The sequence below is a fragment of the Mesorhizobium sp. LSHC412B00 genome (assembly GCF_000503035.1).
Taxonomy (GTDB): Bacteria; Pseudomonadota; Alphaproteobacteria; order Rhizobiales; family Rhizobiaceae; genus Mesorhizobium.
Window position 1 is genome coordinate 410,539 of the sequence record NZ_AYWB01000002.1, and the last position, 25,020, is coordinate 435,558.

General features: G+C 62.0%; 26 protein-coding genes. 16 read left to right on the top strand and 10 right to left on the bottom strand.

Annotated features, from left to right (window positions below):
• Window positions 1-266 precede the first annotated feature (266 nt).
• The 3 genes from X757_RS158445 to X757_RS1000000167790 all read left to right on the top strand — a co-directional run bounded on the left by X757_RS158445 (window position 267) and on the right by X757_RS1000000167790 (window position 1,742).
• Window positions 267-1,106 (top strand): Crp/Fnr family transcriptional regulator, encoded by an 840-nt coding sequence (locus X757_RS158445; RefSeq protein WP_245275033.1) that lies wholly within the window; start codon window positions 267-269, stop codon window positions 1,104-1,106.
• A 19-nt stretch (window positions 1,107-1,125) separates the two neighbouring features.
• On the top strand, window positions 1,126-1,362 hold the full coding sequence (locus tag X757_RS158440) for a hypothetical protein (protein WP_023725511.1): 237 nt from the start codon (window positions 1,126-1,128) through the stop codon (window positions 1,360-1,362).
• A 203-nt stretch (window positions 1,363-1,565) separates the two neighbouring features.
• Window positions 1,566-1,742: a hypothetical protein gene (locus X757_RS1000000167790; protein ID WP_023725512.1), complete on the top strand. Its 177-nt coding sequence runs from the start codon at window positions 1,566-1,568 to the stop codon at window positions 1,740-1,742.
• Window positions 1,743-1,910: 168 nt separating this feature from the next.
• On the opposite strand, the gene X757_RS158435 is transcribed toward X757_RS1000000167790, so the two are convergent.
• The 4 genes from X757_RS158435 to X757_RS158420 all read right to left on the bottom strand — a co-directional run bounded on the left by X757_RS158435 (window position 1,911) and on the right by X757_RS158420 (window position 4,534).
• The gene (locus tag X757_RS158435; protein WP_023691423.1) at window positions 1,911-2,303 is read right to left on the bottom strand and encodes a response regulator; all 393 of its coding nucleotides are present in this window, start codon (window positions 2,301-2,303) and stop codon (window positions 1,911-1,913) included.
• 242 nt (window positions 2,304-2,545) lie between these two features.
• The gene (locus X757_RS158430; protein WP_023681128.1) at window positions 2,546-3,076 is read right to left on the bottom strand and encodes a DUF1003 domain-containing protein; all 531 of its coding nucleotides are present in this window, start codon (window positions 3,074-3,076) and stop codon (window positions 2,546-2,548) included.
• A 19-nt stretch (window positions 3,077-3,095) separates the two neighbouring features.
• On the bottom strand, window positions 3,096-4,154 hold the full coding sequence (locus X757_RS158425) for an alpha/beta fold hydrolase (protein WP_023714653.1): 1,059 nt from the start codon (window positions 4,152-4,154) through the stop codon (window positions 3,096-3,098).
• A gap of 125 nt (window positions 4,155-4,279) precedes the next feature.
• The gene (locus tag X757_RS158420; protein ID WP_023681126.1) at window positions 4,280-4,534 is read right to left on the bottom strand and encodes a hypothetical protein; all 255 of its coding nucleotides are present in this window, start codon (window positions 4,532-4,534) and stop codon (window positions 4,280-4,282) included.
• Window positions 4,535-4,753: 219 nt separating this feature from the next.
• On the opposite strand from X757_RS158420, the gene X757_RS158415 reads away from it, so the two are divergent.
• The 13 genes from X757_RS158415 (at window position 4,754) to X757_RS158355 (ending at window position 19,929) form a co-directional block, all read left to right on the top strand.
• Window positions 4,754-7,906 carry a GAF domain-containing protein gene (locus X757_RS158415; protein WP_023725513.1) on the top strand — a complete coding sequence of 1,051 codons (3,153 nt, stop codon included), beginning with the start codon at window positions 4,754-4,756 and terminating at the stop codon, window positions 7,904-7,906.
• A 367-nt stretch (window positions 7,907-8,273) separates the two neighbouring features.
• Window positions 8,274-9,242 (top strand): manganese catalase family protein, encoded by a 969-nt coding sequence (locus X757_RS158410; RefSeq protein WP_023691426.1) that lies wholly within the window; start codon window positions 8,274-8,276, stop codon window positions 9,240-9,242.
• A gap of 135 nt (window positions 9,243-9,377) precedes the next feature.
• Window positions 9,378-10,427 carry a chemotaxis protein CheB gene (locus X757_RS158405; protein WP_023681123.1) on the top strand — a complete coding sequence of 350 codons (1,050 nt, stop codon included), beginning with the start codon at window positions 9,378-9,380 and terminating at the stop codon, window positions 10,425-10,427.
• A gap of 273 nt (window positions 10,428-10,700) precedes the next feature.
• Complete coding sequence (locus X757_RS158400) at window positions 10,701-11,483, top strand: heme-binding protein (protein WP_031251125.1); 783 nt, start codon at window positions 10,701-10,703, stop codon at window positions 11,481-11,483.
• Window positions 11,480-13,357 (top strand): methanol/ethanol family PQQ-dependent dehydrogenase, encoded by a 1,878-nt coding sequence (locus tag X757_RS158395; RefSeq protein WP_023725515.1) that lies wholly within the window; start codon window positions 11,480-11,482, stop codon window positions 13,355-13,357. The genes X757_RS158400 and X757_RS158395 overlap by 4 nt, the downstream gene beginning before the upstream one ends.
• Window positions 13,358-13,415: 58 nt before the next feature.
• Window positions 13,416-14,207: a substrate-binding domain-containing protein gene (locus X757_RS158390; protein ID WP_245275042.1), complete on the top strand. Its 792-nt coding sequence runs from the start codon at window positions 13,416-13,418 to the stop codon at window positions 14,205-14,207.
• Window positions 14,204-14,737, top strand: a complete 534-nt coding sequence (locus X757_RS158385; RefSeq protein ID WP_023725517.1) for a c-type cytochrome — start codon at window positions 14,204-14,206, stop codon at window positions 14,735-14,737. The genes X757_RS158390 and X757_RS158385 overlap by 4 nt, the downstream gene beginning before the upstream one ends.
• Window positions 14,734-15,747 (top strand): cytochrome c oxidase subunit II, encoded by a 1,014-nt coding sequence (gene coxB / locus X757_RS158380; RefSeq protein WP_023725518.1) that lies wholly within the window; start codon window positions 14,734-14,736, stop codon window positions 15,745-15,747. The genes X757_RS158385 and coxB overlap by 4 nt, the downstream gene beginning before the upstream one ends.
• Window positions 15,744-17,714, top strand: coding sequence for a cytochrome c oxidase subunit I (ctaD, locus tag X757_RS158375; protein ID WP_023725519.1), 1,971 nt, complete (start codon window positions 15,744-15,746; stop codon window positions 17,712-17,714). Before coxB ends, ctaD begins: the two co-directional genes overlap by 4 nt.
• Window positions 17,711-18,316, top strand: coding sequence for a cytochrome c oxidase subunit III (locus tag X757_RS158370; RefSeq protein ID WP_023681116.1), 606 nt, complete (start codon window positions 17,711-17,713; stop codon window positions 18,314-18,316). The genes ctaD and X757_RS158370 overlap by 4 nt, the downstream gene beginning before the upstream one ends.
• Complete coding sequence (locus X757_RS158365) at window positions 18,316-18,657, top strand: hypothetical protein (protein ID WP_023681115.1); 342 nt, start codon at window positions 18,316-18,318, stop codon at window positions 18,655-18,657. The genes X757_RS158370 and X757_RS158365 overlap by 1 nt, the downstream gene beginning before the upstream one ends.
• Window positions 18,654-19,532, top strand: coding sequence for a cytochrome c oxidase assembly protein (locus X757_RS158360; RefSeq protein ID WP_023725520.1), 879 nt, complete (start codon window positions 18,654-18,656; stop codon window positions 19,530-19,532). The genes X757_RS158365 and X757_RS158360 overlap by 4 nt, the downstream gene beginning before the upstream one ends.
• Window positions 19,513-19,929 (top strand): cytochrome c family protein, encoded by a 417-nt coding sequence (locus X757_RS158355; protein WP_023668005.1) that lies wholly within the window; start codon window positions 19,513-19,515, stop codon window positions 19,927-19,929. The genes X757_RS158360 and X757_RS158355 overlap by 20 nt, the downstream gene beginning before the upstream one ends.
• Before the next feature lies 1 nt (window position 19,930).
• Here the strand turns inward: X757_RS158355 and X757_RS158350 are convergent, their stop codons facing one another.
• The 6 genes from X757_RS158350 to X757_RS158325 are packed head-to-tail and all read right to left on the bottom strand — an operon-like array spanning window position 19,931 to window position 24,950.
• A complete protein-coding gene (locus X757_RS158350) occupies window positions 19,931-20,737 on the bottom strand; it encodes an ABC transporter permease (protein ID WP_023713344.1) in 807 nt (268 codons plus the stop codon).
• The gene (locus X757_RS158345; RefSeq protein ID WP_023725521.1) at window positions 20,734-21,459 is read right to left on the bottom strand and encodes an ABC transporter ATP-binding protein; all 726 of its coding nucleotides are present in this window, start codon (window positions 21,457-21,459) and stop codon (window positions 20,734-20,736) included. The genes X757_RS158350 and X757_RS158345 overlap by 4 nt, the downstream gene beginning before the upstream one ends.
• Window positions 21,456-22,418: a PQQ-dependent catabolism-associated beta-propeller protein gene (locus X757_RS158340; protein WP_023725522.1), complete on the bottom strand. Its 963-nt coding sequence runs from the start codon at window positions 22,416-22,418 to the stop codon at window positions 21,456-21,458. The genes X757_RS158345 and X757_RS158340 overlap by 4 nt, the downstream gene beginning before the upstream one ends.
• Entirely contained in the window at window positions 22,406-23,581 is a 1,176-nt protein-coding gene (locus tag X757_RS158335; RefSeq protein WP_023725523.1) for an ABC transporter substrate-binding protein, read from the bottom strand. The genes X757_RS158340 and X757_RS158335 overlap by 13 nt, the downstream gene beginning before the upstream one ends.
• A complete protein-coding gene (locus X757_RS158330) occupies window positions 23,578-24,249 on the bottom strand; it encodes an ABC transporter ATP-binding protein (RefSeq protein WP_023829136.1) in 672 nt (223 codons plus the stop codon). The genes X757_RS158335 and X757_RS158330 overlap by 4 nt, the downstream gene beginning before the upstream one ends.
• Window positions 24,249-24,950 carry an ABC transporter permease gene (locus tag X757_RS158325; protein WP_245266097.1) on the bottom strand — a complete coding sequence of 234 codons (702 nt, stop codon included), beginning with the start codon at window positions 24,948-24,950 and terminating at the stop codon, window positions 24,249-24,251. The genes X757_RS158330 and X757_RS158325 overlap by 1 nt, the downstream gene beginning before the upstream one ends.
• Window positions 24,951-25,020: the final 70 nt, after the last annotated feature.

Genomic DNA, 25,020 nt, shown 5'->3' on the forward strand with positions numbered 1-25,020 from the left:
CCGTTCCTGGCGGCGCATCAAAGAGTTCCAGGACGGGCTGCGGGTGCAGCCCTTGAAAGGGCGGAGCGACAGCGTCAAAGCTGCGCCGTGATCGGCGAACTCCTGGGGCTGGCTGCCCAGCGGGACAATTTCTAACCGAGCCTATGTCATAGGTTAATGCATTCCTGCCTGGCCCACCTATGGCTGTCCTAAAAAACTGGTGGCTTCGATCATTCCGGGTTCCTCAACCATGCTCGACGCTGCAAAAACGCTCTAGGCATGGGACCATGCCGCGCGACGGCGCCTTCTGCCGCCGCGCATATGTCCCCATGCCAATCGGAACTTTTGGCGCGGATAATAGTTCGATCACCAACATCAGCCAGGTAGTCAATTTGTTCCCCACCTCATCCTCGGATGTACTCATTCGCAAGCTTCAGACCATCTCGGATCTTCGAGAGGCCGACATCGGCGTTCTGAAAGGCATTCCGATCCAGGAGAAGGAATATTCGGCCAACCACGATCTGGTGCGTGAGGGCGACCGTCCTGTTTACTCGTTTATCGTTCTTGATGGCTTGGTCGGTTCCACCAAACATACGGGCGAAGGAAAGCGACAAATCACATCATTCTTCGTCGCCGGCGACATTCCTGATCTGCATGGGCTGCATCTGTCGGTCATGGATTGTAACTTCTCGACCCTTACGCCGGCCCGAATAGGTTTCATGCGGCATGACACTCTGCGTGCCGTTTGCGACCAGCACCCTCGCATCGCAACCGCTTTTTGGCGGTCGACGTTGATAGATGCCGCGATTTACAGGGAGTGGGTCATCAATGTGGGAAGACGAGAGGCATACACCCGCATGGCTCACATCCTGTGCGAACTGATTTTTCGTTTGCGCTCCATGGGGCGCATTGAGGATCACGTGGCGGATATTCCCATTACACAGGCGGCCCTTGGCGATGCACTGGGTTTGTCCACGGTCCACGTCAACCGGATGCTCCAGGAACTACGACGCAGAGGCCTCATTGCCACCTCGGGATCAAAAGTTCACGCACTGGACTGGGCTGGCCTCACTCACGCAGGAGATTTCGACACGACCTACCTGCACCAAAGGAACCCCGCAGATTAGCAGTGACGGAAGCTCTCCGATGGCACGATTTTTCTTCGACAGCGGCGATGGCGATCTCATCTTCGAGGACGAAATAGGTGTCGAATGCGCTGGCCTCGAGGAGGTCCGCCGCGCGGGATTCGAGGGCCTTGTCGACCTCACGAGAGAGTCACTGAAGAGCGTCGACGGGCAGCAATTGTTTATCGAAGTGCGCGATGAAAACGGCGCCAAGATTTTGCGGCTGAGCCTCTCGCTTCGGGTAAAATCGATCGCTTAAATTTGCACTCTGCGCTCAGCGTTAGGCGCGCGGATTGAGACTGCAAACATCCACTGGCATGTCGTTGTCTCAAAACCAGGGCCACTTTTGAGCGACATGCATTAACCCATAGATTGTGCCTCGATTCGCCTCGATTTGTGTACAGGACGGGGAACCATCAAAGAGCCGCCGAGTTCGTCCAACGGACAAGCTCGGGTTCTAACATGGAAGAAATCGGCAAGGCACAACAAAAGGTCATAGCCCGCCTCATACGGCAGTGGATTTCATCGGACGCCAATCGTCGCCAGCTTCGCCAGTTGCTGGATCTGCCGACAGATACGGACATGCCCAGCGAGCATCGGTCATTGCTTGACGAACTCGACCGAAAGCTCAACCAATGAGCGCCCCTGCTTTCGGGAGGGCTCCCGAGTGGATGCGAGCCGGTGGCGAGGGAAAGGAGCTGAGGTCGACATCTGGTTGAGGCCGCCGGCCCAAGCAGACGCGAACGCTTTACGCCGGACGGCGCCGATTGAATGTTCCGTGGTTTTCGTGGAGCCGCGGTCCGAATCCTAGAGGTGAGTTTCTGCACCTTGCTGCGCGTTTAAAAGTTGAGAAACGGCAGTTATGATCTGCGGCAGAAAAAAGGGCTTGGTGATCATTATGCTGTTGGGCACGCCTTCCGCTCCCCAGTGTACCGCGCTGTCGCCACTGATATAGACAACCGGGATGGTCGAGTTGGACCTTCGCAAGTGCCGAGCGACCTCCCACCCCGACTGTCCTGCTCCCAGACGGATGTCCGTGAGCACGGCCTTGAACCTGGTCGGATCGGGGTCGAAAGCCGCCAGCGCCTCGGCGGCACTCCGAGTGCCGACGACCTGGAAGCCGGCCTCCTCCAAAGCTGACTCGAGGTCGAGCAGGATCATTGTCTCATCTTCGACGATCAGAACAGCACCTTCGCTCATCCGGAATCTCCCCAAGCCGCCACCGCTAATACGAGTTCGGCGTCAACTTGGTTCCATCTGACGCGCAGCAGCCTGTTGGTATCGAAGCTCTACGCTGCCTCGATTGCGCGGCGGACTTGTGACGTCGGGAAGCCACCCTGGAAAAGGCCGACACCGGCTTAGCTGCTTCGACAGCCTTGGACAATGAGGCTGAATTACATGTTGTAGCCGACGCTTAACCGTTGCCAACGAGGTCGCTTTGATCAAGCGTTCTCCTGATCTCCAGAAGCTTGCTGGATCTGCGTCATCACCTTTTGGGGATCCACATTCTCGGCGAGTTCCGGCAGCTCTTTGTCGGCCGGGGTCGAGATATTCAGACGCGCCGTCAAGGCAGCCACCATCTCGATCAGCCGCGTGGTTTCATGTTCGTTCAGAAGGCTGATCTGCAAATCCAGTTCGGCTCGCCGCTCGCTGTGTGCGGCCATTCTGTTCTGATTGATCAGCACGAAAGTAGACAGGAAGATTGCCTCAACCGAGGCGACCATGGCTAGGATCACGAAAGTCGGGTCCCAAGCTGGGACGGCTGGTATCGCGCCAAGGTTCGCGAGGACCCAGACGACAAGAATTGCAAGGTGCAGATAGACGAAAGTCATGCTTCCCGCGAAGCGCGAAACGGCGCCGGCGACCCACGCTTGAACGCCTTGGTGCTCCTCTTGCTGTCGCCTGTGCTCCACCAGGGCCTGTATGTTCTGGTGGAGCACCGACTGCATGTCGGCTGGACGTTGGTCGCTCATTGAAAGCCCCGTTTGGAGATCATTCCGTGCAAGCGGCGTCGCTTATCGCCGGTGGCTCCCACGAGGCCGGATCTGCCTTGAACTCGACGGCACGAGACTTGGGTCGCTGCCGACGGCCCCCTTGGGACAAGGCGTGCCCTCCTGCAATAGTGTGCACCATGCCGACCACTGCCTGCGGGGCGCTCTGATGAACCATATGGCCGGCGCCCGGAACCACCTCAAGGAGAGACCCACCGACTTCCGCGTGCAAGCGTCGTGCATCGCGTTGCGCGTCGAACAACCGGTCCCCGGATCCCGCCATGATGCCGGTGGGCACGGCAATGTCCTTATAGTTGGCCTTTCCCAACAAGGACGCGGCCAGCATCGATGCTGTCTCCAGAGAAACCGCCCGCAATTGGGAAGGGCGGCTGGCGACATCTTTGGCGAGTGCGGCGAAGTCGCCGGCGACGACGGCGGGTTTAAAGATCTTCTCCATTGCCCAATGCCAAGCAAGCCTTACAAGCGGCGGCAGCAAGGTGTGACGAAACGCGGTGCCGATCACAGGCAATGCAGGGAGTGCGGCCAGTGCAAGATCCAGCCGCGGTGGCGGATAGTAGTAGCCCGAGACCAGCACGATGCCGGCGACCGACGGAGAATGCCTGCGCGCCAATTCGAGGGCGATCCAAGCTCCCCAGGAATGTCCAAGCACGAGGTATTTCTCTATACCCAGCCCGCAGGCGGCGGCATGTATAAGGTCGGCTTGGTCGCGAGCGGACCAACGCCGGCCGCGCGGCCGTGAGCTTCGCCCAAAACCGGGACGATCAAATGCAAGCACCCGATAGGTCTTTGCCGCCTCATCGAAGATGCCGCTCGACTTGAAATCCTCCGCCATGGATCCATTGCCATGCAGGAGAAGCAGCGGCATGCCGGTTCCGGCTTCGATAAAATGCAGGCGCACACCATCGATCTCCATCACACGTCCGCATGCCCGGCCGGCAATCGCACGTTTGGCGCGGATGGCGTTGTATGCCGCCAGCGCCGCCAACGAGGCCGCGAGCAACCCGGTCGCGAGTTTCGGTCCATCTCTGTCGAACGCCATGCCCGTGCCTGTTGGAAACCATCTGCCGACCCCAACTCTCGGGGCGAAAGCTTGTTCCGCCAGACAAGACAACGCTGTACAACCGGCTCAAGCGGCTAAAGTAGGCCTCCATGGAGTTGGGACCGTTAAGCCTGGGCAGCGCTGCTGCCTCCCATTTTCCAATCACCCTGCCAACGTGCGCGCACGGCAATGATCAGCATGGCCGCTTCCGTCATCCCGGTCTGGAAAAGTCTGACCAGCTCTCTCGCGATGGATTCTGCCGCGGTAGTGTCCGACGAAATCTCAAATTCCTCACACAGCGCGTCGAAAACCGACCGAAGCGTTTTCAGGTCGTCTGGATAGAGAGCGTCCGTATTCGTAAGAATGGGTCGGTCAAGCATCAAAACGTCTCCAAACGAGTGAAGTGCGGTTCGGGCACCCAGCCAGCGGGAGCTCGTCAAGTGCCCGCTGGTTTCCCCCTTATCCGCCACAGCGCGCCAAGCTGTCATTAACTTATGACCGGTGCGGCGTGTTCGGCTGACCGGCCCGCCAAGAAACTGCCGTCCTGCGGGAACTCTTGGCCGCAGACTGCATTTAAGTCCGGGCAAAACGGGGGCGAAATGGGGGCCACTTCAAGCAATCCGCGATCTGAACTGCAGCGCTTCGAGCTTTTGGCAGCGCTGGGCGACCGTATCCGCGAGATTACGGATCCCGCAGAACTGGCCTACGCAGCCGCGGAACTGCTGGGGAACCATTTTGGCATCAGCCGAGCCGGATACGGCACGATCGATCTAGAGAAAGAAACGATCACCATCGACAGGGACTGGAACGCGCCAGGCATCAAAAGCCTGGCTGGGACGCTGAATTTCAGGAACTACGGCTCGTATATCGAGGATTTGAAGCGAGGCGAAACCGTTGTCTTTGAAAACGCCGAGACAGATCCGCGAACCAGCGGCCATGCGGAGGCACTCAAAGCCATCAGCGCCCAATCCGTCATCAACATGCCCGTCACCGAGCATGGCGGGCTGGTGGCGCTGTTATACCTGAACCACTCCGCGCCCAGACGCTGGGCGACGGAGGAAGTAGCCCTCATTTCGGCAGTCGCGGACCGGACGCGTACGGCGATAGAACGCCTTCGCGCCGAACTGGCCCTGCGTGAGAACGCCGAACGCCTTGCTTTTCTCGACCGCCTCGGCAGGGAGATAGCCCTCGCGGCCGACGCCGATGCTGTCATGCAGATCACCACTCGGCTCCTCGGCGAACATCTTGGCGTCTCGATTTGCGCCTATGCCGACATGGAGCAGGACCAAGACCATTTCACCATCCGCGGCGATTGGAGCGCACCTGGCTCGCCCAGCATCAGGGGATATTACAGTCTTGCCGATTTTGGTCGCCTGGCTGTCACCAACCTCAGCGCCAACAAGCCGCTTATCATCAACAACAACCTTGAGGAAATTGCTCCCGAGGAAGCGAAGACCTTTCAGGATATCGGGATAACGGCAACCATCTGTATGCCTTTGGTCAAACAAGGCCGACTGACTGCCCTGATGGCCATCCACGACAAGCAGCGCCGCGTCTGGTCGCAACGCGAACTGTCCTTGCTGACCGAGGTGACGGAGCGGTCCTGGGCTCACATCGAGCGCGTTCGCTCGGAACAGGCGGCACGGGCCAGCGAGGAGAGGCTGAGGCTTGCCACCGACGCGGCCGCTATTGGCACCTGGGATTACGATCCCATCAGCGGAGTGCTGCGTTGGGACGACCGGTGCAAAGCCCTTTTTGGTTTGCCGCCGGACGCGGAGGTGACATATGAAAGCGCCTTCCTGGCGGGCCTCCACCCGGAAGATCGCGCACGGGCCGACGAGGCCGTACGCCAGTCGCTCGCGCCGGGCACCCCCTCCCGCTACGACATCGAATACCGGACGATCGGCCTTCGGGATGGCAAGGAGCGCTGGATTGCCGCAACCGGGGAAGCGCTTTTCCAGTCCGGCCGTGCGATCCGCTTCATCGGCACCGTGGTTGATGTCACCGCGCGAAAGCGGGTGGAGCATCAGCTTCAGTTGATGAACGCTACTGCGGCAGCCGTGGCGGCCGAGCTTGACGTGGAGCGAATTGTCCAGACGGTAACCGATGCCGGCGTCGTGCTGTCGGGCGCACAATTCGGAGCTTTCTTCTACAATGTGATCGACGACAAGGGCGACAGCTATGTGCTCTACGCCCTTTCGGGGGCACCTCGTTCTGCTTTCGAAAACTTTCCCATGCCGCGCAACACCGCGGTGTTCGAGCCCACTTTCCGCGGCACAAGCGTGGTGCGTTCCGACGATATCCTCACCGATCCGCGTTACGGAAAGAACTGGCCCCGCAAGGGAATGCCGGAGGGCCATCTGCCGGTGCGTTCCTATCTCGCCGTGCCGGTCGTCTCGCGTTCGGGCGAGGTCCTGGGCGGCCTCTTCCTTGGTCATTCAGAGACCGGCGTGTTCGCCGAACAGCAAGAAGCGGCCTTGCTGGGGCTTGCCGGCCATGCCGCGACGGCCATCGACAACTCCCGGCTGTTCAAGGCGCTGCAGACACTCAACGGCACGCTCGAACAACGTGTCAAAGATGAAGTTGCGGAACGCGCCAGAGCAGAAGAGCACCTGCGCCAAGCCCAGAAGATGGAAGCTGTCGGACAGCTCACCGGTGGCATCGCGCACGACTTCAACAATATGCTGGCCGTCATCATCGGCGGCCTGAACCTTGTGCAGCGCAAGCTCAGAAACGGCGATACCAACGTCCACCAATTCGTAACCGGCGCGATCGATGGAGCACAACGTGCCGCAGAACTTACCAGGCGACTGCTCGCCTTTTCCCGCCAGCAACCACTGGCGCCGAAGCGGCTGAATCCAAATCGCCTCGTCTCCGGTATGAGCGAATTGCTGAACCGGACGCTTGGCGAGACCATTCAGATCGAGACCGTGCTCGCTGCGGGCCTATGGCATGTCGAGGCCGACGCAGGGCAATTGGAAAGCGCGCTGCTCAACCTTTGCGTCAACGCAAGGGATGCCATGCCTGCTGGCGGCAAGCTGACGATCGAGACATCAAACGCCCACGTCGACGATCGCTATGCCAGGGAGAACGCGATCCCCTCCGGCCAGTATGTGATGATAGCGGTCACCGATACAGGAACGGGCATGACTGCTGATGTTGTCGCAAGAGCCTTCGATCCGTTCTTCACCACCAAGGGGGTCGGCAAAGGCACCGGGCTGGGACTCAGCCAAGTCTATGGGTTTGTTCGCCAGTCCGGCGGCAGTGTGAAGATCTATTCCGAGCAGGGCATCGGAACCACCTTGAAAATATATTTGCCGCGCTCGCACCATGGCGTGCTCGACAGCCAAATCGACGTCGTGGCAGGCGAGCACCCCGGCTGTGCAGACGAGATCATCATGGTTGTCGAGGATGAAGATCGCGTCCGGCTGATGGCCGCGGAAGCGCTGCGGGAACTGGGCTACTCCGTGCTGGAAATGCAAGGTCCACGCGAAGCGCTGGTGGCCGTCGAAAGCGGGCAAGTGCCGTCGCTTCTGTTCACCGACGTGGTGATGCCGGAGATGTCGGGCCGGGAGCTGGTGGATCAGGTCAAGACAATGCACCCGTCGCTAAAAGTGCTCTACACCACCGGCTACACACGAAATGCGATTGTCCACAACGGCACGCTCGATTTCGGAACCGAACTTTTGACCAAGCCCTACACGATCGACGAATTGGCAGAGAAAGTCCGGAAGGTGCTGGATCGAAAGTGAACGGGCAACAGCCCGCGACGCTCGCCGTGTGACCGAACCCGGCGTTTGCCGCGTAAGGTGTGCGGCGAAACGGGCCGAAGGTGTCGACACCGACATCGTATTAATATGGCCCGGCTTCACTTTTCCGAGCCAGTATCCCTCCAGATTTTGTCTACCTCTTGCCCATCCGCGGCCTTGCTCATTGCTGTGATGGCGCAGCACGATCGAAATCTCGTTGCCGCCGGTCACCGGTCGGAGAAATAAATGCCGCCTCTGGCTCGCTGCGATGCTCAACACTGAAGTTACCGTAAAAATGCTCGCTGGCCGATGGCCGGATGGAACAATCAACTTGCCGGGATGTTCGGATGATCTAACCGGAGAGATGTCCATGTTCATGCACAACAAGCGCCTGCAATACACCGTTCGCGTCTCGGAGCCGAATCCTCGCCTGGCCTGCATGATCATGGAACAGTTCGGCGGCGCCGATGGCGAGCTTGCAGCGGCCATGCGCTATTTCACGCAAGGGCTTGGCGAGGACGATCTTGGCCGTCGCGACATGTTGCTCGATATTGCGACCGAAGAACTCAGCCATCTCGAAGTGGTGGGATCAATCGTCACCATGCTCAACAAGGGGCTCAAGGCACAGCTGGCCGAGGGCCAAATGAAGGAAGCGGACCTTTACCTGATGATCGGCGCCAGCGGCACAACAGCCAAGGAATCAATTCTGTTCGGCGGCGCTCCCGCGCTGTGCGACTCAGCCGGCGTTCCCTGGACCGCGGCCTATGTCGACTCGCGCGGTGAACCTACGGTGGATTTGCGGTCGAATATCGCCGCCGAAGCCCGCGCCAAGATCGTTTACGAACGCCTCATCAACATCACCGACGACCCGGGAATCAAGGACGCGCTCGGCTTCCTGATGACCCGCGAGATCGCGCACCAGAAGTCGTTCGAGAAAGCACTCTACGCGATCGAAAACAATTTCCCTTCCGGCAAGCTCCCAGGCGTAGAGAAGTACGCCAGCATGTATGTCAACACCTCTCAAGGCGACGGAGATGTCGCTGGCCCATGGAATTCCGGCGAAGAGTGGGATCGGATCGATGACCTTGAAGAGGTGATGCCCGTCGACGGCGGAGACGGCCTGGCAACTGTCAAGCTGGGGGCCAAAGACCTGAAGGTGGTGGCCAGGATGGCCGACCGTACGCTTTCCGATCCGGCTTCCGATCCGACAACAGGCGCTGATCTAGGAGCGGGCCCGGGAGCTGGCCGTACCAAGAACGCCGATTTCGGCGGCGCGGCAAGCATTCAGGAGGCCCCGGCCGTGGCAGAGGCTGCTGTCAAACGCGCACGTAGGCGTTAGTACAGAGCCGACGCGGGCATCTATGTTCCGCGATGCGGCCGGAAGCTAACACCGACGAAGGCAGGGCGCCCGACCAGCAGCGGACTGGCCGGAGCGCTCGCATCGACATCTGTGCTGAATGTGGGTGAAGCAACCATGGCCACCGCCGCACCACGATCAGATTCGGAGCGTGCGGGCCAGCCGGACAAGGTCCGTCCCGACGGTTGCGAGAACCGGTGCATCGTGACAATCGGAGCATCGGCCGGCGGCGTCGACGCGCTGAAGAGACTTGTCCGCGACCTTTCGCCGGACATCCCGGCGGCTCTCCTCGTCGTACAGCACGTTGGTCCCACGAGTTACCTCGGCGACATTCTCGGTCGCGCTGCCAACATGCCCGTTGCAAATGCCTCCAACGGCATGAAGGTTAAAAACGGGCACATCTTCGTTGCACCGCCCGGAGCTCACCTTCTGTTACATGACGATCATATGCTGCTGCGGCGCGGGCCGCGCGAGAACCTGGCGCGCCCCGCCATCGACCCCCTGTTTCGATCGGCGGCCTGCAGCTTTGGCGGCAGCGTGATCGGCGTCGTGCTCACAGGCAGCCTCTCCGACGGCACCGCCGGCCTGCACGCAATCAAGATGTGCGGAGGCGTCAGCGTAGTCCAGGACCCCGGCGACGCTGCAGTACCCGACATGCCGCTGAGCGCCTTGCAGAATGTGGAAATCGACCATTGCGTCCCTCTGTCCGAAATGGCTGGCCTGTTGCACAGGCTTGCTTCCGAAATCGCAGGACCGACACCAGAAATCCCGTCCGGCATCCGCCTTGAGGCAGCGATTGCAGCTCAGGAGCACAGCACAATGGAACTGACCGAAGGCCAGCTTGGCGCCCCCTCGACATTTGTCTGCCCCGAATGTCATGGCCCCCTATGGGAGATAGAAGACGGGCCGATTACCCGTTACCGCTGCCACACCGGACATGCGTTCGGGGCAGACGTTTTGATGCAGGCCCAGGCTGACGATGCGGAACAGGCTCTTTGGAGCCTTTTAAGAGCGCACCAGCAGCGGGCTGAGTTGGCGAAACGTACGGCAAAACGCGAAGCCGCGCGGGAAAGACACAGCCTGGCCAGCCAAATGGCTGCGCGGGCCGCGGAGTACGAAGCCGACGCGAAACTTATTGAAGAGATCATCCATCGTCGAACGCCGTGACAAGGCAACAGCGTTTGTCAGGGCGGGTGCGTCTGCGCCATCCCGATCGCATTTTCCTGGATCAGCCGCGTTGCCTCACCGCTTGGCCTGTGGCCACGGGTATCCAGGTCCCATGCTTTGATTGAACACCTGCACCCAAATCCAACTGCACGAATTTTATGCAAAGCAGGAACATAGAAGCATTACGCGAGTTAGGCACTGACGCACTGGACGTATCCTCGCATTCTGCGGTCTGCCGGGGTGGTCCTTGTTATGTAAACGAATGCCAGGACAATGTATCGCTCGCAGCTTTTCGTACCTCTTTTTGGCCTGCTGTTGCTGATGGGTGGCCTGTTCCACGGGCACGATGCCATGGCGCAGGAGCCCTGTCCGGCCGATCACGATAAGCTGCTTGCAGCCCTCAAAGCAAACGTGAAGGCAAGCGGCGGACCAGCCAATGGCGGCTTTGAAACCAACGAATGGGCAGCCATCGTTGCCCGTGACGGCACTGTCTGCGCGATTGCGTTCAGCGGCCCCACCCCCGACTCGCAATGGCCGGGAAGTCGGCTCATAGCAGCGGAGAAAGCCAACACGGCCAACGGTCTCAGCCTGGCTCAGATGGCCCTCTCTACGGCCAATCTCTATGCGGGGGTGCAGCCGGGCGGGCCGCTATTTGGCCTGCAGGAGACCAATCCCGTCAACCCGGCCGCGGCCTATACGGGCGATCCCAAAACGTTCGGAAGCGCCGGCGACCCGCTCGTCGGCAAGCCGATCGGAGGCGTCGTGGTGTTTGGCGGCGGGCTTGCCCTCTACGACGGCAAGAGCATTGTCGGCGGCCTCGGCGTTTCAGGCGACTCCTCATGCGCCGATCACAATGTCGCCTGGCGTATCCGCGCGGCGCTCGGCTTCGACAAGGTCCCGGCAGGCGTCAATCCAAATCGCAAGGATGCCATTGTCTACGATCTGGACCCCGGCGGCAAAAGCGCTTCGGGCTGGGGCCATCCGCTTTGTGCCGGAACGGAGGCCGACATCGCCGCCGAACTCGGCGCCGGCGTGGGAGGCTCGATCAATAAATGAAAGCTATGCCGCAGTTGGCATTAACGCGCGTTGACGTAGAACGACGTACCCGCAAATTGGCAGCCGGGAATTCCTTTGGCGCTATCCTTGTGGTGACGCTGCTCGCCTGCCTGCTGCTTCTGGGCGCTGCGTCCGAGCCTCCTAAAACACCAGCGATCGTACCGCCAGCCGCAGCTTCGCCACCCGATGACGGCCAATGGACGATGCCGGCCAAGAACTACGCGTCGACGCGCTTCAGCGAACTCTCCGAGATCAATGAAGGCAACGTCAAGAACCTGCACGTCGCGTTCACGTTCTCGACAGGCGTGAACAAGGGCCAGGAAGCAGCGCCGCTGGTCGTCGGCAACACCATGTATATCGTGACGCCCTTTCCCAATTTCGTCTATGCGCTCGATCTCTCCAAGCCCGGCGCCCCGATGAAGTGGAAGTACGAACCCAATCCCGAGCCGGCGGCACAGGGAGTGGCCTGCTGCGACGTCGTCAACCGCGGGGTGGCATTCGCCGACGGGCGCATCTTTTTCAATACGCTGGACGGCCACACGATTGCCCTTGATGCGAACACGGGCAAGCCGATCTGGAACACTCATATCGGCAACATCAACATCGGCGAGACCATCACCATGGCGCCGCTTGTGGTGAAGGGCAAAGTGCTGGTCGGCAATTCCGGCGGCGAGATGGGCGTTCGCGGCTGGGTAAAGGCGCTCGACGCCGGCGACGGTCATGTCGTCTGGATCGCCTATAGCACCGGGCCGGACAAGGACGTGCTGATCGGACCGGACTTCAAGCCGCACTACGACATGGACAAAGGCAAGGATCTTGGCGTCACGACGTGGCCGCCGGAAGCCTGGAAGATCGGCGGCGGCAACATGTGGGGCTGGATTTCCTATGATCCCGATCTGAACCTGATCTTCCACGGCACCGGCAATCCCGGACCATGGAATCCGGATTTGCGGCCGGGCGACAACAAGTGGACGTCTGGCATTTTCGCGCGCGATCCCGACACCGGCGCGGCGAAATGGTTCTATCAGTGGAGCCCGCACGACCTCCACGATTATGACGGCATCAACGAGCAGATCCTGCTCGACATGACCTGGCAGGGCAAGCCGCGCAAGGTGCTGATCCGGCCGGAGCGCAACGGCTATCTCTACATCCTCGACCGGACAACCGGCGAGGTGCTGTCGGCAAAACCGTTTGGTCCGGTCAACTCCAGCAAAGGTGTGGATCTGAAAACCGGTCGGCTGATCGTAAACCCGGACAAGAAGACCGGCACCGGCAAGGTCGTTCGCGATATCTGTCCGACGGCGTCGGGCCTCAAGGACTGGCAGCCTTCCGCGTTCTCGCCGAAGACCGGCCTGCTCTACATCCCGCACAACAATCTGTGCATGGATGAAGAAGGCGTCGAGGTGAACTACATCGCCGGCACGCCCTATGTGGGCATGAACGTCCGCATGATACCAGGGCCTGGCGGTAATCGCGGCGCCTTCACCGCCTGGGACATCGCCGCGGAGAAACCCGCCTGGAGCCTCAAGGAGAATTTCCCGGTGTGGAGCGGCGCGGTAGTGACCGCCGGCGACGTTGTGTTCTATGGCACGATGGAAGGCTGGTTCAAGGCGGTCAGCGCCAAGACCGGAGACCTGCTTTGGCAGTTCAAGACCTCGTCCGGGATCATCGGCCAGCCCATCACCTATCGCGGTCCCGACGGGCACCAATATGTCGCCATCCTCTCAGGCGTCGGCGGCTGGGCCGGCGCCATTGTATCGGGCGATCTTGACCCGCGTGACGCCACCGCCGCGCTCGGTTTCGTCAATGCCATGAAGGATCTGAAGAACGCGACAACCTCGGGAGGCACGCTTTATGTGTTCCGGCTGCCTTGATGGATTGTACTTGACCGTAGGTCCGGCGCGAAAGGCGTGTCAACGGCTGGTGATCGGCATGGCCGCCATCGCCTTCGTGTTCTTGACGGCCACAGCCGACGCACGTGAGTTGAGGGTCTGTGCCGATCCGAACAACATGCCGTTCTCCAACGCGGCAGGTCAGGGCTTCGAGAACAGGATCGCCGAAATCGTTGCGTCCGATCTCGGCGCCAAGCTGACCTATACCTGGTGGGCGCAGCGTCGCGGCTTCATCCGCAACACGCTGAAGGCGGGCCTGTGCGATCTCGTGCCGGGCACGCCGAGCAACCTCGAAATGCTGCGCACCACCACGCCCTACTACCGATCGTCCTATGTCTTCGTCACCCGCAGGGACGGCCCCGACGTAGCATCGTTCAATGATCCGCGGCTGCGCGACATGCGGATCGGTGTTCAGCTCATCGGCGACGATGGCGCCAATTCGCCTCCGGTCCAGGCGCTTGGCCGCCGCGGTATCGTCGGGCACCTCGTTGGCTATCCGGTCTATGGCGATTATTCCGCCCCCAACCCGCCGGCGCGCATCGTCGAAGCGGTGGCGAGTGGCGAGATCGACCTTGCCGTGGTCTGGGGCCCCCTCGCCGGCTACTTCGCCGCCAGGCAGAAGGTGCCGCTCCGCATAACGCCGGTTGCGCCCCGCATCGACGGACCGCAACTGCCGATGATCTACGACATCTCGATGGGCGTCCGCCGCGAAGACGATGCGCTGCGCGGCGATGTCAATGGCGCCCTGTCCAGGCACAAGGGCGAGATAGACGCCTTGCTGTCACAATATGGCGTGCCCCGCCTCGATCCCCCGGGGAGCCCGGTGCGATGAGAGCCGCTGTGGCCATGCTCCTGTTTCCAATCCTTGCGCTCGCTGCCTGCCAGCGCGAGGAACGTGACACGCGCCCGCAATCGGCGCTCGGATCGGGCGAGCAGCCGACGCCTGTGACCACGCTGGAGCCCGGCGGACAGCGGCCCCCCGCCAGCGACAACAAGGCGGCGAGCTTCGAGGCCAACGCCTTCCACATGAGCGAAGGGAAACGGCTTTTCGGCTGGTTCAACTGTTCGGGATGCCACGCCAATGGCGGCGGCGGCATGGGGCCGGCCCTGATGGACCAGAAGTGGCTCTATGGCAGCTCGATCGAAAGCATCCATGCCACGATCCGCGACGGTCGGCCAAACGGCATGCCGAGCTTCCGCGACAAGATTCCCGACGACCAGATCTGGGAGCTTGCGGCTTTCGTGCGCTCGCTGAGCGGCAACGCGCCGTCTTCCGCCGCGCCGCAACGCAATGACGACATGATGGCGCATCCGTCGGAAAACCGCATGCCCGACGCGACCACGCTGGGGAAGTCGCCGTGAAACGTCTCGTCTCGATGGCGTTCGCCACCGCCGGCGCTCTGTTGCTCCAGGGATGCGCGGGCTGGCAATCCGCCCTCGACCCGAAAGGTCCCGCGGCGAGCGAACTGGCATGGCTGATCTGGTTCTTCACCGCGCTCTGCGCCGTGGTGTGGGTGCTGGTGATGATCGCCCTCGTCGTGCCCTTGATGATGCGGTCGCGCGCGCAGGCGGAGCCGCTCGCGATCAAGGCCGACGCCGACGACCGGAAGCTGCGCGCGGTGATGACCGCCGTCGGGTTGACCGCCATTGTCCTGATCGGACTGACCTTGCTGAGCTTCTTCGCCAACAGGACGCTCGCCGCGATCGGCTCGGATGCCGCACTGACCATTCGGGTCACCGGCCATCAATGGTGGTGGGAGGTGCGCTATGAGGATGCCACGCCAAGCCGCATCCTGACCACGGCGAACGAGATCCATATCCCCGCCGGAGAGCCGGTGCGGCTTCTTCTGACCTCGACCGACGTCATCCATTCCTTCTGGATCCCGAGCCTTTCGGGCAAGCTCGACCTCATTCCCGGCCACATGAACGTGCTCGACCTCAAGGCCGACAAGCCTGGTGTTTACCGAGGTCAATGCGCCGAGTTCTGCGGGGCGCAGCACGCAAACATGGGCACCTTCATCATCGCCGAGCCGCGTGCGAAGTTCGACGCCTGGTGGAACGACCAGTTGCAGCCGGCCGCTACTCCGACGGGGGACGAAGCCAAGGCCGGCCAGGATCTGTTTCTGAAGCGCCCTTGCGTGATGTGTCACAGAATAGGCGGCACGCCTGCCGGAGGAACGGTCGCCCCTGACCTCACCCATATAGCCAGCCGGCAGACGCTTGCCGCCGGGACATTGACAATGAGCCGCGGCAATCTCGCCGCCTGGATAGCCGACCCACAGGGCATCAAGCCCGGATCCCACATGCCGGTGGTGGAGCTCAGCGGCGACGAACTCAACGCCATGGTCGCCTATCTCGAGGCGCTTAAATGAGCAGCGCGGATCTCACAAGCGAACGCGACCTGCCGCGCGAAACGCCCGCCACAGGCGACGTCGCACCCGAGCATGACGGACCGCGCGACACCGGCATGGACGATGCCAGCCTGGATCGCTGGCTGGCGCGGACATGGCGCACGCCCCCCGGCATCATCGGCGCGCTGTCGAGCGTCGACCACAAGGTCGTCGCACGGCGCTATCTGATCACCGCCTTCGTGTTTCTGTGCCTGGGCGGGCTCAACGCTGTCGCCATGCGCATCCAGCTCTCAGGGCCGCAGCGCGGTCTGATCGGCCCGGACCTCTACAACCAGCTGTTCACGATGCATGGTGTGACCATGATGTTCCTGTTCGCCGTGCCCATCGTGCAGGCGACCGGCATCTATCTCGTCCCGCTGATGGTCGGCAGCCGCAACATCGCCTTTCCCCGCCTGAATGCGTTCAGCTACTGGATCTATGTTTCGGGCGGCATATTCGCCTGGGTGTCTTTCGCGCTCAACATGGCGCCCGACGTCGGCTGGTTTGCTTATGTGCCGCTGTCAGGCCCCGAATTCGCGCCGGGCAAGCGGGCCGACGTCTGGGCCCAGATGATCACTTATACAGAAGTTTCCTCACTGGCCGTCGCGGTGGCAACCATCGTCACCGTGTTCAAGCAGCGAGCCCCCGGCATGTCGCTGGACAGGATTCCGCTCTACGTCTGGGCAATGCTGGTTACCTCCTTCGTCGTCGTCTTCGCCATGCCCGCGGTGATGATCACCTCGACCTTCCTGATCCTCGACCGGCTGGTCGGCACACATATCTTCAACCCCGCCGAGGGCGGCGACGCACTGCTCTTCCAGCATCTGTTCTGGTTCTTTGGTCATCCGGAGGTCTACATCATCTTCCTGCCGGCGACGGGCATGGTCTCCGCGATCATCCCGGTCTTCGCCCGGCGTCCCGTGTTCGGGCATCTCGGGCTGGTCTTGTCGCTGATCGCCGTCGGTTTCCTTTCGTTCGGCCTCTGGGTCCATCACATGTTCGCGACGGGGCTACCCAAGCTCGGCGCCAGCTTCTTCACCGCGTCGAGCATGCTGATCGCCATCCCCAATGGCGTTCAGATCTTCTGCTGGCTGGCGACCTTGTGGGACGGCAGGCCGGTGATCCGCACGCCGCTGCTGTTCGTGTTCGGCTTCTTTTTCATCTTCGTCATCGGCGGCCTCACCGGCGTCATGCTCGCTTCGGTGCCGCTGGACCTCCAGGTGCACGACACTTATTTCGTCGTCGCCCATTTCCATTACGTGCTGATCGGCGGTTCGGTCTTCCCGCTGCTGGGCGCGGCCTATTTCTGGTTCCCCAAGATCAGCGGCCGCATGATGAGCGAGCGTCTCGGGCGCTGGCATTTCTGGCTGGCTTTCATCGGCTTCAACGCGGCTTTTTTTCCAATGCATCTCGTCGGGCTCTGGGGCATGCCACGAAGGGTCTACACCTATCCGGCCGAGCTTGGCTGGGGCAACATCAACCTGTTCATCAGCGCTGGCGCGGTGCTCTTTTTCCTCAGCTTCGTACTGTTCACTTTCAATCTTGTACACGGCGCGTTGAAGGGCGCGCTGGCCGGAAACAATCCCTGGGATGCCGGTACGCTCGAATGGGCGACGTCTTCGCCGCCGCCAAGCTATAATTTCGCGCGGATACCGATTGTCACACATGTCGAGCCGCTCTGGGCCGAACGGGAGGCGATGCCTGTGGCGACCGGACTCCGCGTCGATGTCCGTGAGCTATTGATCTCAACCGTGGCGGAAGCCCACCCCGACATTCGCGAGAAATCGGCGACACCGTCGATCTGGCCGCTGCTGGCGGCAATCGCCGTCGGCGGTACGTTTGTCTATTCGATCTTCACGCCCTGGGCGATCGTCTGGGGCGCCGCGCCGATCGCCATCACCTTGATCGGCTGGTTCTGGCCCAAGGACGACCCGGAGGATGAGGGATGAGTGAGCGTCCCAGCTTGGATCTTTCGGACCTCCCAACCTTTGGACATGGTCCGCGCAGCCCGACTTGGTGGGGAACGCTCGGCTTCATGGCGCTGGAAGGCATGGGCTTTGCGTTGGCCGCCGGCGCTTATCTCTATCTCGCCACTTTGTGGCCCAACTGGCGTCTAAGCGCCCCGCACCCCAACCATTGGCCCGGAACGATCGTCACCATCCTGTTTATCATCAGCGTGGTGCCGAATCACATCCTCCACGGCCATGCCAAGCAATGCGCGATCGTACCGGTCCGGATCGGGCTGGTGGTGATGTCGCTGCTCGGTCTGGCCCCGCTTGTCGTGCGCTGGTTCGAATTCCCGGCGCTGAACATCTACTGGGACACGAACGCCTATGGCTCGATGCTCTGGGTGCTGCTCGGGCTGCACACCACACACTTGATCACCGATGTCGGCGACACCATCGTTTTGACGGTGCTGATGTTCACACGCCATGGCTATAGCGGCCGGCGCTTCGGCGATGTCGGCGATAATGTCTTCTATTGGGATTTCGTGGTGCTGACCTGGATCCCGATCTATCTGCTCATCTACTGGATGCCGAGGCTAGGCTGATGCGTGCGTTGAAAATGGGAACGTCCTGGGGTGGTCTTCTGTCGGGGCCGATGGCTTGGGCAATCTCGACGCAGCTGAACTACGCACTCGTACCATGGCAGTGCAACCGCCAGGTGCCGGTGGTGCTTCCCGTGGCACTGGTGCTCGCCGTGCTTTCGCTGCTCGGCGGTGCCTTGTCATGGCGGGCGAAGCGGCAGGGCGGCGCCGCCTTCAAGCCTGAGCGCACGCGCAGCACCGAGCAGTTCGTCGCCGATCTCGGCATGCTTGCGGCATTGCTGTTTGCCCTCGTCATCATCATGCAAGGCAGCGCGGCTCTCATTCTCGACGAGTGCCTGCGATGAGCTTCGACGCGTTCTTCTCGACCTCGATCTGCTACGGCGCCGGCGCGCCCGAGGCCGGATGGACGCTCGCATTTCCCATCACGTTTCCGCTGGCCGCGATTGCCTTCCTTTATACCATCGGAGCGACTCGGTTGTGGCGCCGCAGCAACCGAGGCCGTCCCGAGCGGATGCGGCAGGCGTTGTTTTTCGCCGCCGGTTGGGGCGTGCTGACGGCAGCACTGGTCAGCCCCATCCATGCGCTCGGCGAGCGGGTGTTTGCCGCCCATATGATCGAGCATGAACTGCTGATGGCGGTGGCGGCGCCCCTCCTTGTCGCCGCTTGCCCAGGCGCAGTCCTGCTCTGGTCCTTGCCGGCCGCACTTCGCCGCGGAACGGGCAAGCTCACGCGCGCAAAGACGCTGCAATCGGTTTGGGCCCTGGTGATCCGCCCCCTCAACGCGACGATCATTCACGGCGTCGCCATCTGGATCTGGCACATTCCGGCGTTGTTCCAGGCAGCGCTCCAGCAGGGCTTTCTTCATTATGCCCAGCATGCGAGCTTCCTCGGCACAGCCTTGCTGTTCTGGTGGGCGCTCCTACCGCGCCCCGGTCGGCAGCAGACCTATGGCAACTCCGTCATGCATCTTTTCTTCACCTCGCTTCATACCGGCCTGCTCGGTGTCCTGCTGCTGATGTCGCCCAAACTCTGGTATCCGGAGAATGGCGCCGGCGCGGCATTGTGGGCACTGACCGCGATCGAGGACCAGCAGCTCGCCGGATTGGTAATGTGGGCTCCGGCCGGCTTGATCTATGGCGGCGCCGCCTTGCTGCTCGCCGGCCTCTGGATAAGCAGCAGCGCAACCAGGGAGGCAACACATGCGTTCCGACCTGGTTAGGCTGATCGGGGGCGCCCTTGCCGCAATCCTGCTGCTGACCGCGGCTGTCGCAGCCGCGACTTTGTGGTCCGACCGGCGCGAGCGCGTCCGGCACGAGTCGGATGCGGCGACCGGGGGCGTAGGCGCTCGCGCCATTCCAATCATGACGGCGAATGGCTGCTCCGGCTGCCATACGATACCCGGCGTGCCGGGTGCGCAAGGCCAGGTCGGACCCCGCCTGGACGGTGGCCTTGCCGACAGGGTCTTTATCGGTGGCCTGCTGGCAAACAATCCGGAGAACATGGTCCGCTGGATACGCTCGGCGAGGGAAGTCAATCGGCACACGGCCATGCCGTCGACGAGGATCACCGAGCAACAGGCGCGGGACATCGCCGCTTATCTCTACGCGTTGAAGTAATTCATCCCTCGCCGCCGCGCCGGGACCACAAGCCGCGGCCGGGGTCATAGCCGATGACCGCCGCGAGGAAGAAGGCGATGAGGCAGCCAAGGACCACAACCGCCGCGACAGGATCGAACCGCAGATAGAGCGCGAAGCGTATCAGCTCGACCGCCGAGCTGAACGGGTTCCAGGCGGCGATTGTTGCCAGCACCGGTCCCGCCTCGGCAAGCCGCCACAGCGGATAGAGCGCCGTCGAGGCAAAGAACACCGGAAAGATGACGAAATTCATGACACCGGCAAAGTTCTCCATCTGTGTCGAAACCGAGGAGACAAGCAGTCCGAACGCGCCAAGCATCAGGCCCGCCAGCACGAGCGCCGGAAATACCGCGACGTAGCCGAGAACGGGCGGCCGCACATCCCAGAAACGCGCGATCAACAGAAACAAATAGACCAGCGGCACGCCGACGATCACGCTGGCCAGCAGGCGCGCCGCAAGCAGGTACCAGCGCGGCAATGGTGCGGTCAGCAACAAGCGCATGCTGCCCATCTCGCGATCGTAGACCATGGCCAGCGAACTCGCCATGGCATGGAAGAGCAGCATCATGGCCGCTAGCCCGGGCACCACATACACGTCATAGAGAACATAGGTCTGGTAGGGTGGCGTGATCGACAGACCGAGAACGGAGCGGAAGCCAGCGGCAAAGATTGCCAGCCAGACCAGCGGCCGTACCATCGCCGAGAGCAGCCGGCCGCGTTGCCGCAACGTGCGCAGCATCTCCCTGCGCAGGATGCCGTTGAGCGCGCGCACCGCGTGAGACGTTTTCATTCGGACTCCGTCAGCGACGCGAAGGCCTCGCCCGTGCTCGCTACACCGAGATCGGTAGCCAGCCGATCGGCGCGGCCGGCCCACCGCATTGTGCCTCGATGCAGCACCACCACATCGTCATTCGCCGTTAGTTCTTCCAGAAAATGTGTTGCCCACAGAACGGCAATGCCGCGCTCGCGGCAAAGCTCCCGCACGTGCCGCTCGAGCGCGCGGCGGCCCGGCACGTCGAGCCCGGTGGTCGGCTCATCCAGCAGCAAAAGGCGTGGGCTATGCATCAGAGCGCGTGCTATCTCGACACGGCGACGCTGCCCCCCGGAAAGCGCTCGGGCAGGATCGTCGATCCTGTCCAGCACGTCCAGCCGGCCGAGTTCGTGGATGGAGCGCTCCTTGCTCAAGGCCTGGCTAAGCCCATGCAAGGCCGCGTGGTAACGCAGGTTCTCGCCGGCCGTCAGATCGAGGTCGAGGGTCGGCAACTGGAAGACGACCCCCATCTGCGCCAACGCGGCGGACGGGTTGACATCCATCGCCTGGTCGAAGACATGCACCGAGCCGGAGCGGGCGTGATAAAGACCGGTGATCAGCGAGAACAACGTCGTCTTGCCGGCGCCATTGCGGCCTAGCAAGATGCACATCCTGCCTTGGGCCACAGAGAAAGAGACGCCGTCGAGAACCCGCCGGTTTCCGAAACTATGGCCCAGATTCTCGACCGACAAGGCGTTCATGGCCCGATCACGACGCCCCACGGTCCCCGCCCCACCGGCAGCGATTTCACCACCTCCTGGTTTTCCAGATCGATAAACGAAATATCGCCGGAATTCCCGTTTGCGCTGACCAGGCGCTTCTCGTCGCCGGAGAGCGCAACGTGCCAGGGTCGTTGGCCAACAAGGTAGAGCCGACGGACCGTCAGCGTTTTAACATCGACTTCCGCAATCCTGTTGGCGGGGCCGAGCGCCACATAGACGGTCGTGCCATCGCGGGACGTCGCCATGCCGACCGCCTGCACACCCTCGCGTCGTATACCCGGCACCTCGAACTCGACTTTGCCGGTCTGCACGCGCGTTGCCGTGTCGAAGACGGTGACGGTGCCCCGGATCTCCGAGGACACCCAGAATTGCTTACCGTCCGGCGAGAATAAAGCCGCGCGCGGCCGGGTATCGACCAGCAGATTGTCGACGAGTTCAAGCGTGCCTGCGTCGATCAGATGCACCATGCTGGTGGTCTCCGAAGTGCAGGCGACATAGCGGCCGTCGGCGCTGGCCGCCATTCCTTCCGGTTCGACGCCGACATCCACGGTGCCGATGACCTTGGCCGCGGCGATGTCCACCACCGACACCAGATTGTCATTCTCGTTGGCGACGAACAGCCGCTTGCCATCGGGATGGACTGCGAAGAATTCCGGATCGGCTCCCGAAGGCAATTCGCCGACGACCCGCCGCTTCGCGACGTCGACCACGTCGATGCGGTTGTCGTCGCCTTCCGCGACGAACAGCATCTTGTTGTCGATCGACAGTGCCAGCCCGCGCGGACGGCGGCCGACATCGATCGTCGCCAGCAAAGTCATTGTCACGCCGTCGACGACCGCGACGGTATTGTCCTGCTCATTGGAAACGTAGATGGTCTCGGCGGCGGCGGGAGCAGCAAGAGCGAACGCCGCCAACAACAGCGTCATCAGAACTTGCATGTGCTCTCCTCCAGGTCGATGCCCAGCGTGTCGAGCGGCGTGCGCTGATGCAGGAAGCCCGGTTGCGGTGAGCTGGAAATCAAGAGGCGAGGCCCGGCGATCAAAATGGGCTGGCGCATCTGTCCGTCCCAGGGACGGAAACTAAGCCCCTGCCCCTTGAAGCCAGCGAGAAGAAACGCGTCGCCGCGTATATATCTGCCGATTGCCGCGGGATCGAGACTGTGCAGGCGCGTCGCCGCTTCGCCGATACTGCGCACAGCGAGCCAGGCCGCGTAGTCGCTGGGCAACATCCAGCGCCCTGCCTGCCTGTGGAAACGGTCCTGCAGTTGCGTGGCGCCCCATTCCTCGCTGACAGCGCTCCAGCCTGTGGTGACCAGCCCTTGCGTGCCGGCGACGATTCTCGGCAGCGCAGTGCGGCCCTCCAGATAGGCGCCGAATTCATCCGCCTCGTCGGCGACCACGAGCACATCATAGTCGCTGACCTGCGTGACCGCGGGTATTTCGGTCTGCAGCGTGACATGCCCTGTATCGGCACGTCCGTTGGCGGGCCTGAATGTCCACGGCTGGTCGATCGTGATCTCGGCTCCGAAGCGAGCCGCCGCCCGTCGAAAGGCCGCAGCCATCGCCTGATCCTGCGGATGCGGCCCCACAAGCAGGAACCAACGCTGCCAGCGCTTCCAGGCGAGATATTGCGCCAGCCCGTCGGCGAGCATGGCGCGGCTCGGGATCGTGTGCAGCACGTTCCCACGGCAGTCCTGTTGGCGAAGCACGTCGTCCGGCGCCCGGCTGTTGAGCAACGTCATCTGCTCGGCACCGGGCGCGGCACTGGCCTGTAGAAGCTGACTGGCGTCGAGATCGGCGACGACAAAGGCGATGCCGGCATCGGCGAATTGTCTTACCGCGTCGTCCGGCGTTTCGGTTGGTTTCAATATTCTTTCCTCCAGCCGAAATTTCTGCCCAAGAAACCGGCCGGTGCTTTCGTCGTCGGCAATGCCGAGCCGTGCGCCTTGCAGGCCGTCATCGGTGACGGTTTCATCAAGGGGTCCAAGGGGCAGAGCCGGTTTGCGCTCCTGGCCGATATACCCGATCACCATCGTCTGTTGCTCGGTGGCGCCAGGGCCTGTGATCAGCAAAAGAAAGAGAAGGCCCAGCAACAGTCTCATTGTGTCGCCCCCAGCCCAAACCGCGACGATCCCGCTTCATCGCCACCAGAGATTGCGACATCGCGCACGATGCGCGCAGGCGATCCCTCCAGAACAATAACCCGATCCCCCAGCGACGAGGCATATGCGAGATCATGCGTAACCAGCAGCGTGGTAGTCCGCCGACTGGCGAAACAATCCTGCAGCAGGCGGCGCATGGCTTGCGCGGTCGCCTCGTCGAGTGAAGCGAATGGCTCGTCGAGGAGCAGGAGCGCAGGCTCCACGGCGAGCGCCCGGGCAAGCGCTACGCGCCGCGCCATGCCGCCCGAGAGTCGCTGCGGATAGCTCTTCTCATTGCCTTTCAGGCCGACAGCGGCAAGCCACCGGGCCGCATCGGGCGCGCGATCCGGGATGGCCATCTCTACATTGCGCAAGGCGGTGAGCCAGGGCAGCAGCCTCGGTGTCTGGAACAGCATGCCTATCGGAAGCGGTCGTCCGCTCACGCTGCCGCGAAATTCGCGGTCGACGCCCGAAACGATCGACAGCAGCGTCGACTTGCCGACACCGGAAGGGCCGGTCAGGACGCAGACCTGTCCGTCGGCTATATCAAGCGACAGCGCGCGAAAGATCGTCCGGCGCTGGCCGTCGTCACCGGGGAAAGTCTTGTCCTCGATCCTGATCCTCAGCATCAGCGTCGCCAGGCGAACAAACGACGTTCCAACGGCACAAGCAGTCCATACTCTATGGCAAGCATCACAACGCCGAAGCTGATCGCATAGGCAAGGATGTGGGTGACGTCGAAGTTCTGAAAATAGACCTGTAGCTGGAACCCGACGCCGTTGGAGCGGCCGAGCAGTTCGGCGAGCAACACGATCTTCCACGTCAATGCCAGCCCGCTGCGCAGGGTGACGAGAAAGAACGGCGCCAATTGCGGCAGCACGACATGCTGCAGCTTTGCAGCACGCCCGAAGCGATAGAGCTCAGCCATTTCGGCAAAGTCCTTGTCCAGCCGGCTGGCGCCTTCACGAATAGTCACCACGACATTGGGGATCTTGTTGAGCGCGACCGCAAGGACAAGCGCGGTCTCGGCAAGACCAAGCCAGATATAAATTAGAATGACCGTGATCAGCGCCGGCATGTTGAGGAGTAAGACGATCCAAGGCCTCATCCATATGTCGGCTCTGTGCGAGCGGCCTGCCGCGTAGCCAAGGGCCGCGCCGATGAGTATTGCCGACCCGAGGCTTGCCACGACGCGCGCAAGCGAGATGCCCAAATGGTATGGCAGCTCGCCCCGAACCGCTTCGTGCAGGAGAACCGAAACAACCTGGACCGGACCAGGAAACAGCCGATCGGCGGCGATCCATGATGCAATCTGCCAGACGAGCACCATGGTCAGCAATGCCGCAGCCGATTGCCAACGCTGCATTGTGATGGGGAACGCTGGGACATCGGTCATTGGC

Coding starts and splice junctions, on each gene's coding strand:
- X757_RS158345 (WP_023725521.1), bottom strand. CDS start 21,459: ATGAACGCCTTGTCGGTCGAGAATCTGGGCCATAGTTTCGGAAACCGG.
- X757_RS158430 (WP_023681128.1), bottom strand. CDS start 3,076: ATGAGCGACCAACGTCCAGCCGACATGCAGTCGGTGCTCCACCAGAAC.
- ctaD (WP_023725519.1), top strand. CDS start 15,744: ATGAGCAGCGCGGATCTCACAAGCGAACGCGACCTGCCGCGCGAAACG.
- X757_RS158395 (WP_023725515.1), top strand. CDS start 11,480: ATGAAAGCTATGCCGCAGTTGGCATTAACGCGCGTTGACGTAGAACGA.
- X757_RS158350 (WP_023713344.1), bottom strand. CDS start 20,737: ATGAAAACGTCTCACGCGGTGCGCGCGCTCAACGGCATCCTGCGCAGG.
- X757_RS158410 (WP_023691426.1), top strand. CDS start 8,274: ATGTTCATGCACAACAAGCGCCTGCAATACACCGTTCGCGTCTCGGAG.
- X757_RS158435 (WP_023691423.1), bottom strand. CDS start 2,303: ATGAGCGAAGGTGCTGTTCTGATCGTCGAAGATGAGACAATGATCCTG.
- X757_RS158340 (WP_023725522.1), bottom strand. CDS start 22,418: ATGCAAGTTCTGATGACGCTGTTGTTGGCGGCGTTCGCTCTTGCTGCT.
- X757_RS158385 (WP_023725517.1), top strand. CDS start 14,204: ATGAGAGCCGCTGTGGCCATGCTCCTGTTTCCAATCCTTGCGCTCGCT.
- X757_RS1000000167790 (WP_023725512.1), top strand. CDS start 1,566: ATGGAAGAAATCGGCAAGGCACAACAAAAGGTCATAGCCCGCCTCATA.
- X757_RS158420 (WP_023681126.1), bottom strand. CDS start 4,534: ATGCTTGACCGACCCATTCTTACGAATACGGACGCTCTCTATCCAGAC.
- X757_RS158405 (WP_023681123.1), top strand. CDS start 9,378: ATGGCCACCGCCGCACCACGATCAGATTCGGAGCGTGCGGGCCAGCCG.
- X757_RS158425 (WP_023714653.1), bottom strand. CDS start 4,154: ATGGCGTTCGACAGAGATGGACCGAAACTCGCGACCGGGTTGCTCGCG.
- X757_RS158360 (WP_023725520.1), top strand. CDS start 18,654: ATGAGCTTCGACGCGTTCTTCTCGACCTCGATCTGCTACGGCGCCGGC.
- X757_RS158370 (WP_023681116.1), top strand. CDS start 17,711: ATGAGTGAGCGTCCCAGCTTGGATCTTTCGGACCTCCCAACCTTTGGA.
- X757_RS158365 (WP_023681115.1), top strand. CDS start 18,316: ATGCGTGCGTTGAAAATGGGAACGTCCTGGGGTGGTCTTCTGTCGGGG.
- X757_RS158400 (WP_031251125.1), top strand. CDS start 10,701: ATGTATCGCTCGCAGCTTTTCGTACCTCTTTTTGGCCTGCTGTTGCTG.
- X757_RS158325 (WP_245266097.1), bottom strand. CDS start 24,950: ATGGTGCTCGTCTGGCAGATTGCATCATGGATCGCCGCCGATCGGCTG.
- X757_RS158355 (WP_023668005.1), top strand. CDS start 19,513: ATGCGTTCCGACCTGGTTAGGCTGATCGGGGGCGCCCTTGCCGCAATC.
- X757_RS158335 (WP_023725523.1), bottom strand. CDS start 23,581: ATGAGACTGTTGCTGGGCCTTCTCTTTCTTTTGCTGATCACAGGCCCT.
- X757_RS158330 (WP_023829136.1), bottom strand. CDS start 24,249: ATGCTGAGGATCAGGATCGAGGACAAGACTTTCCCCGGTGACGACGGC.
- X757_RS158390 (WP_245275042.1), top strand. CDS start 13,416: ATGGCCGCCATCGCCTTCGTGTTCTTGACGGCCACAGCCGACGCACGT.
- X757_RS158445 (WP_245275033.1), top strand. CDS start 267: ATGCCGCGCGACGGCGCCTTCTGCCGCCGCGCATATGTCCCCATGCCA.
- X757_RS158415 (WP_023725513.1), top strand. CDS start 4,754: ATGGGGGCCACTTCAAGCAATCCGCGATCTGAACTGCAGCGCTTCGAG.
- X757_RS158440 (WP_023725511.1), top strand. CDS start 1,126: ATGGCACGATTTTTCTTCGACAGCGGCGATGGCGATCTCATCTTCGAG.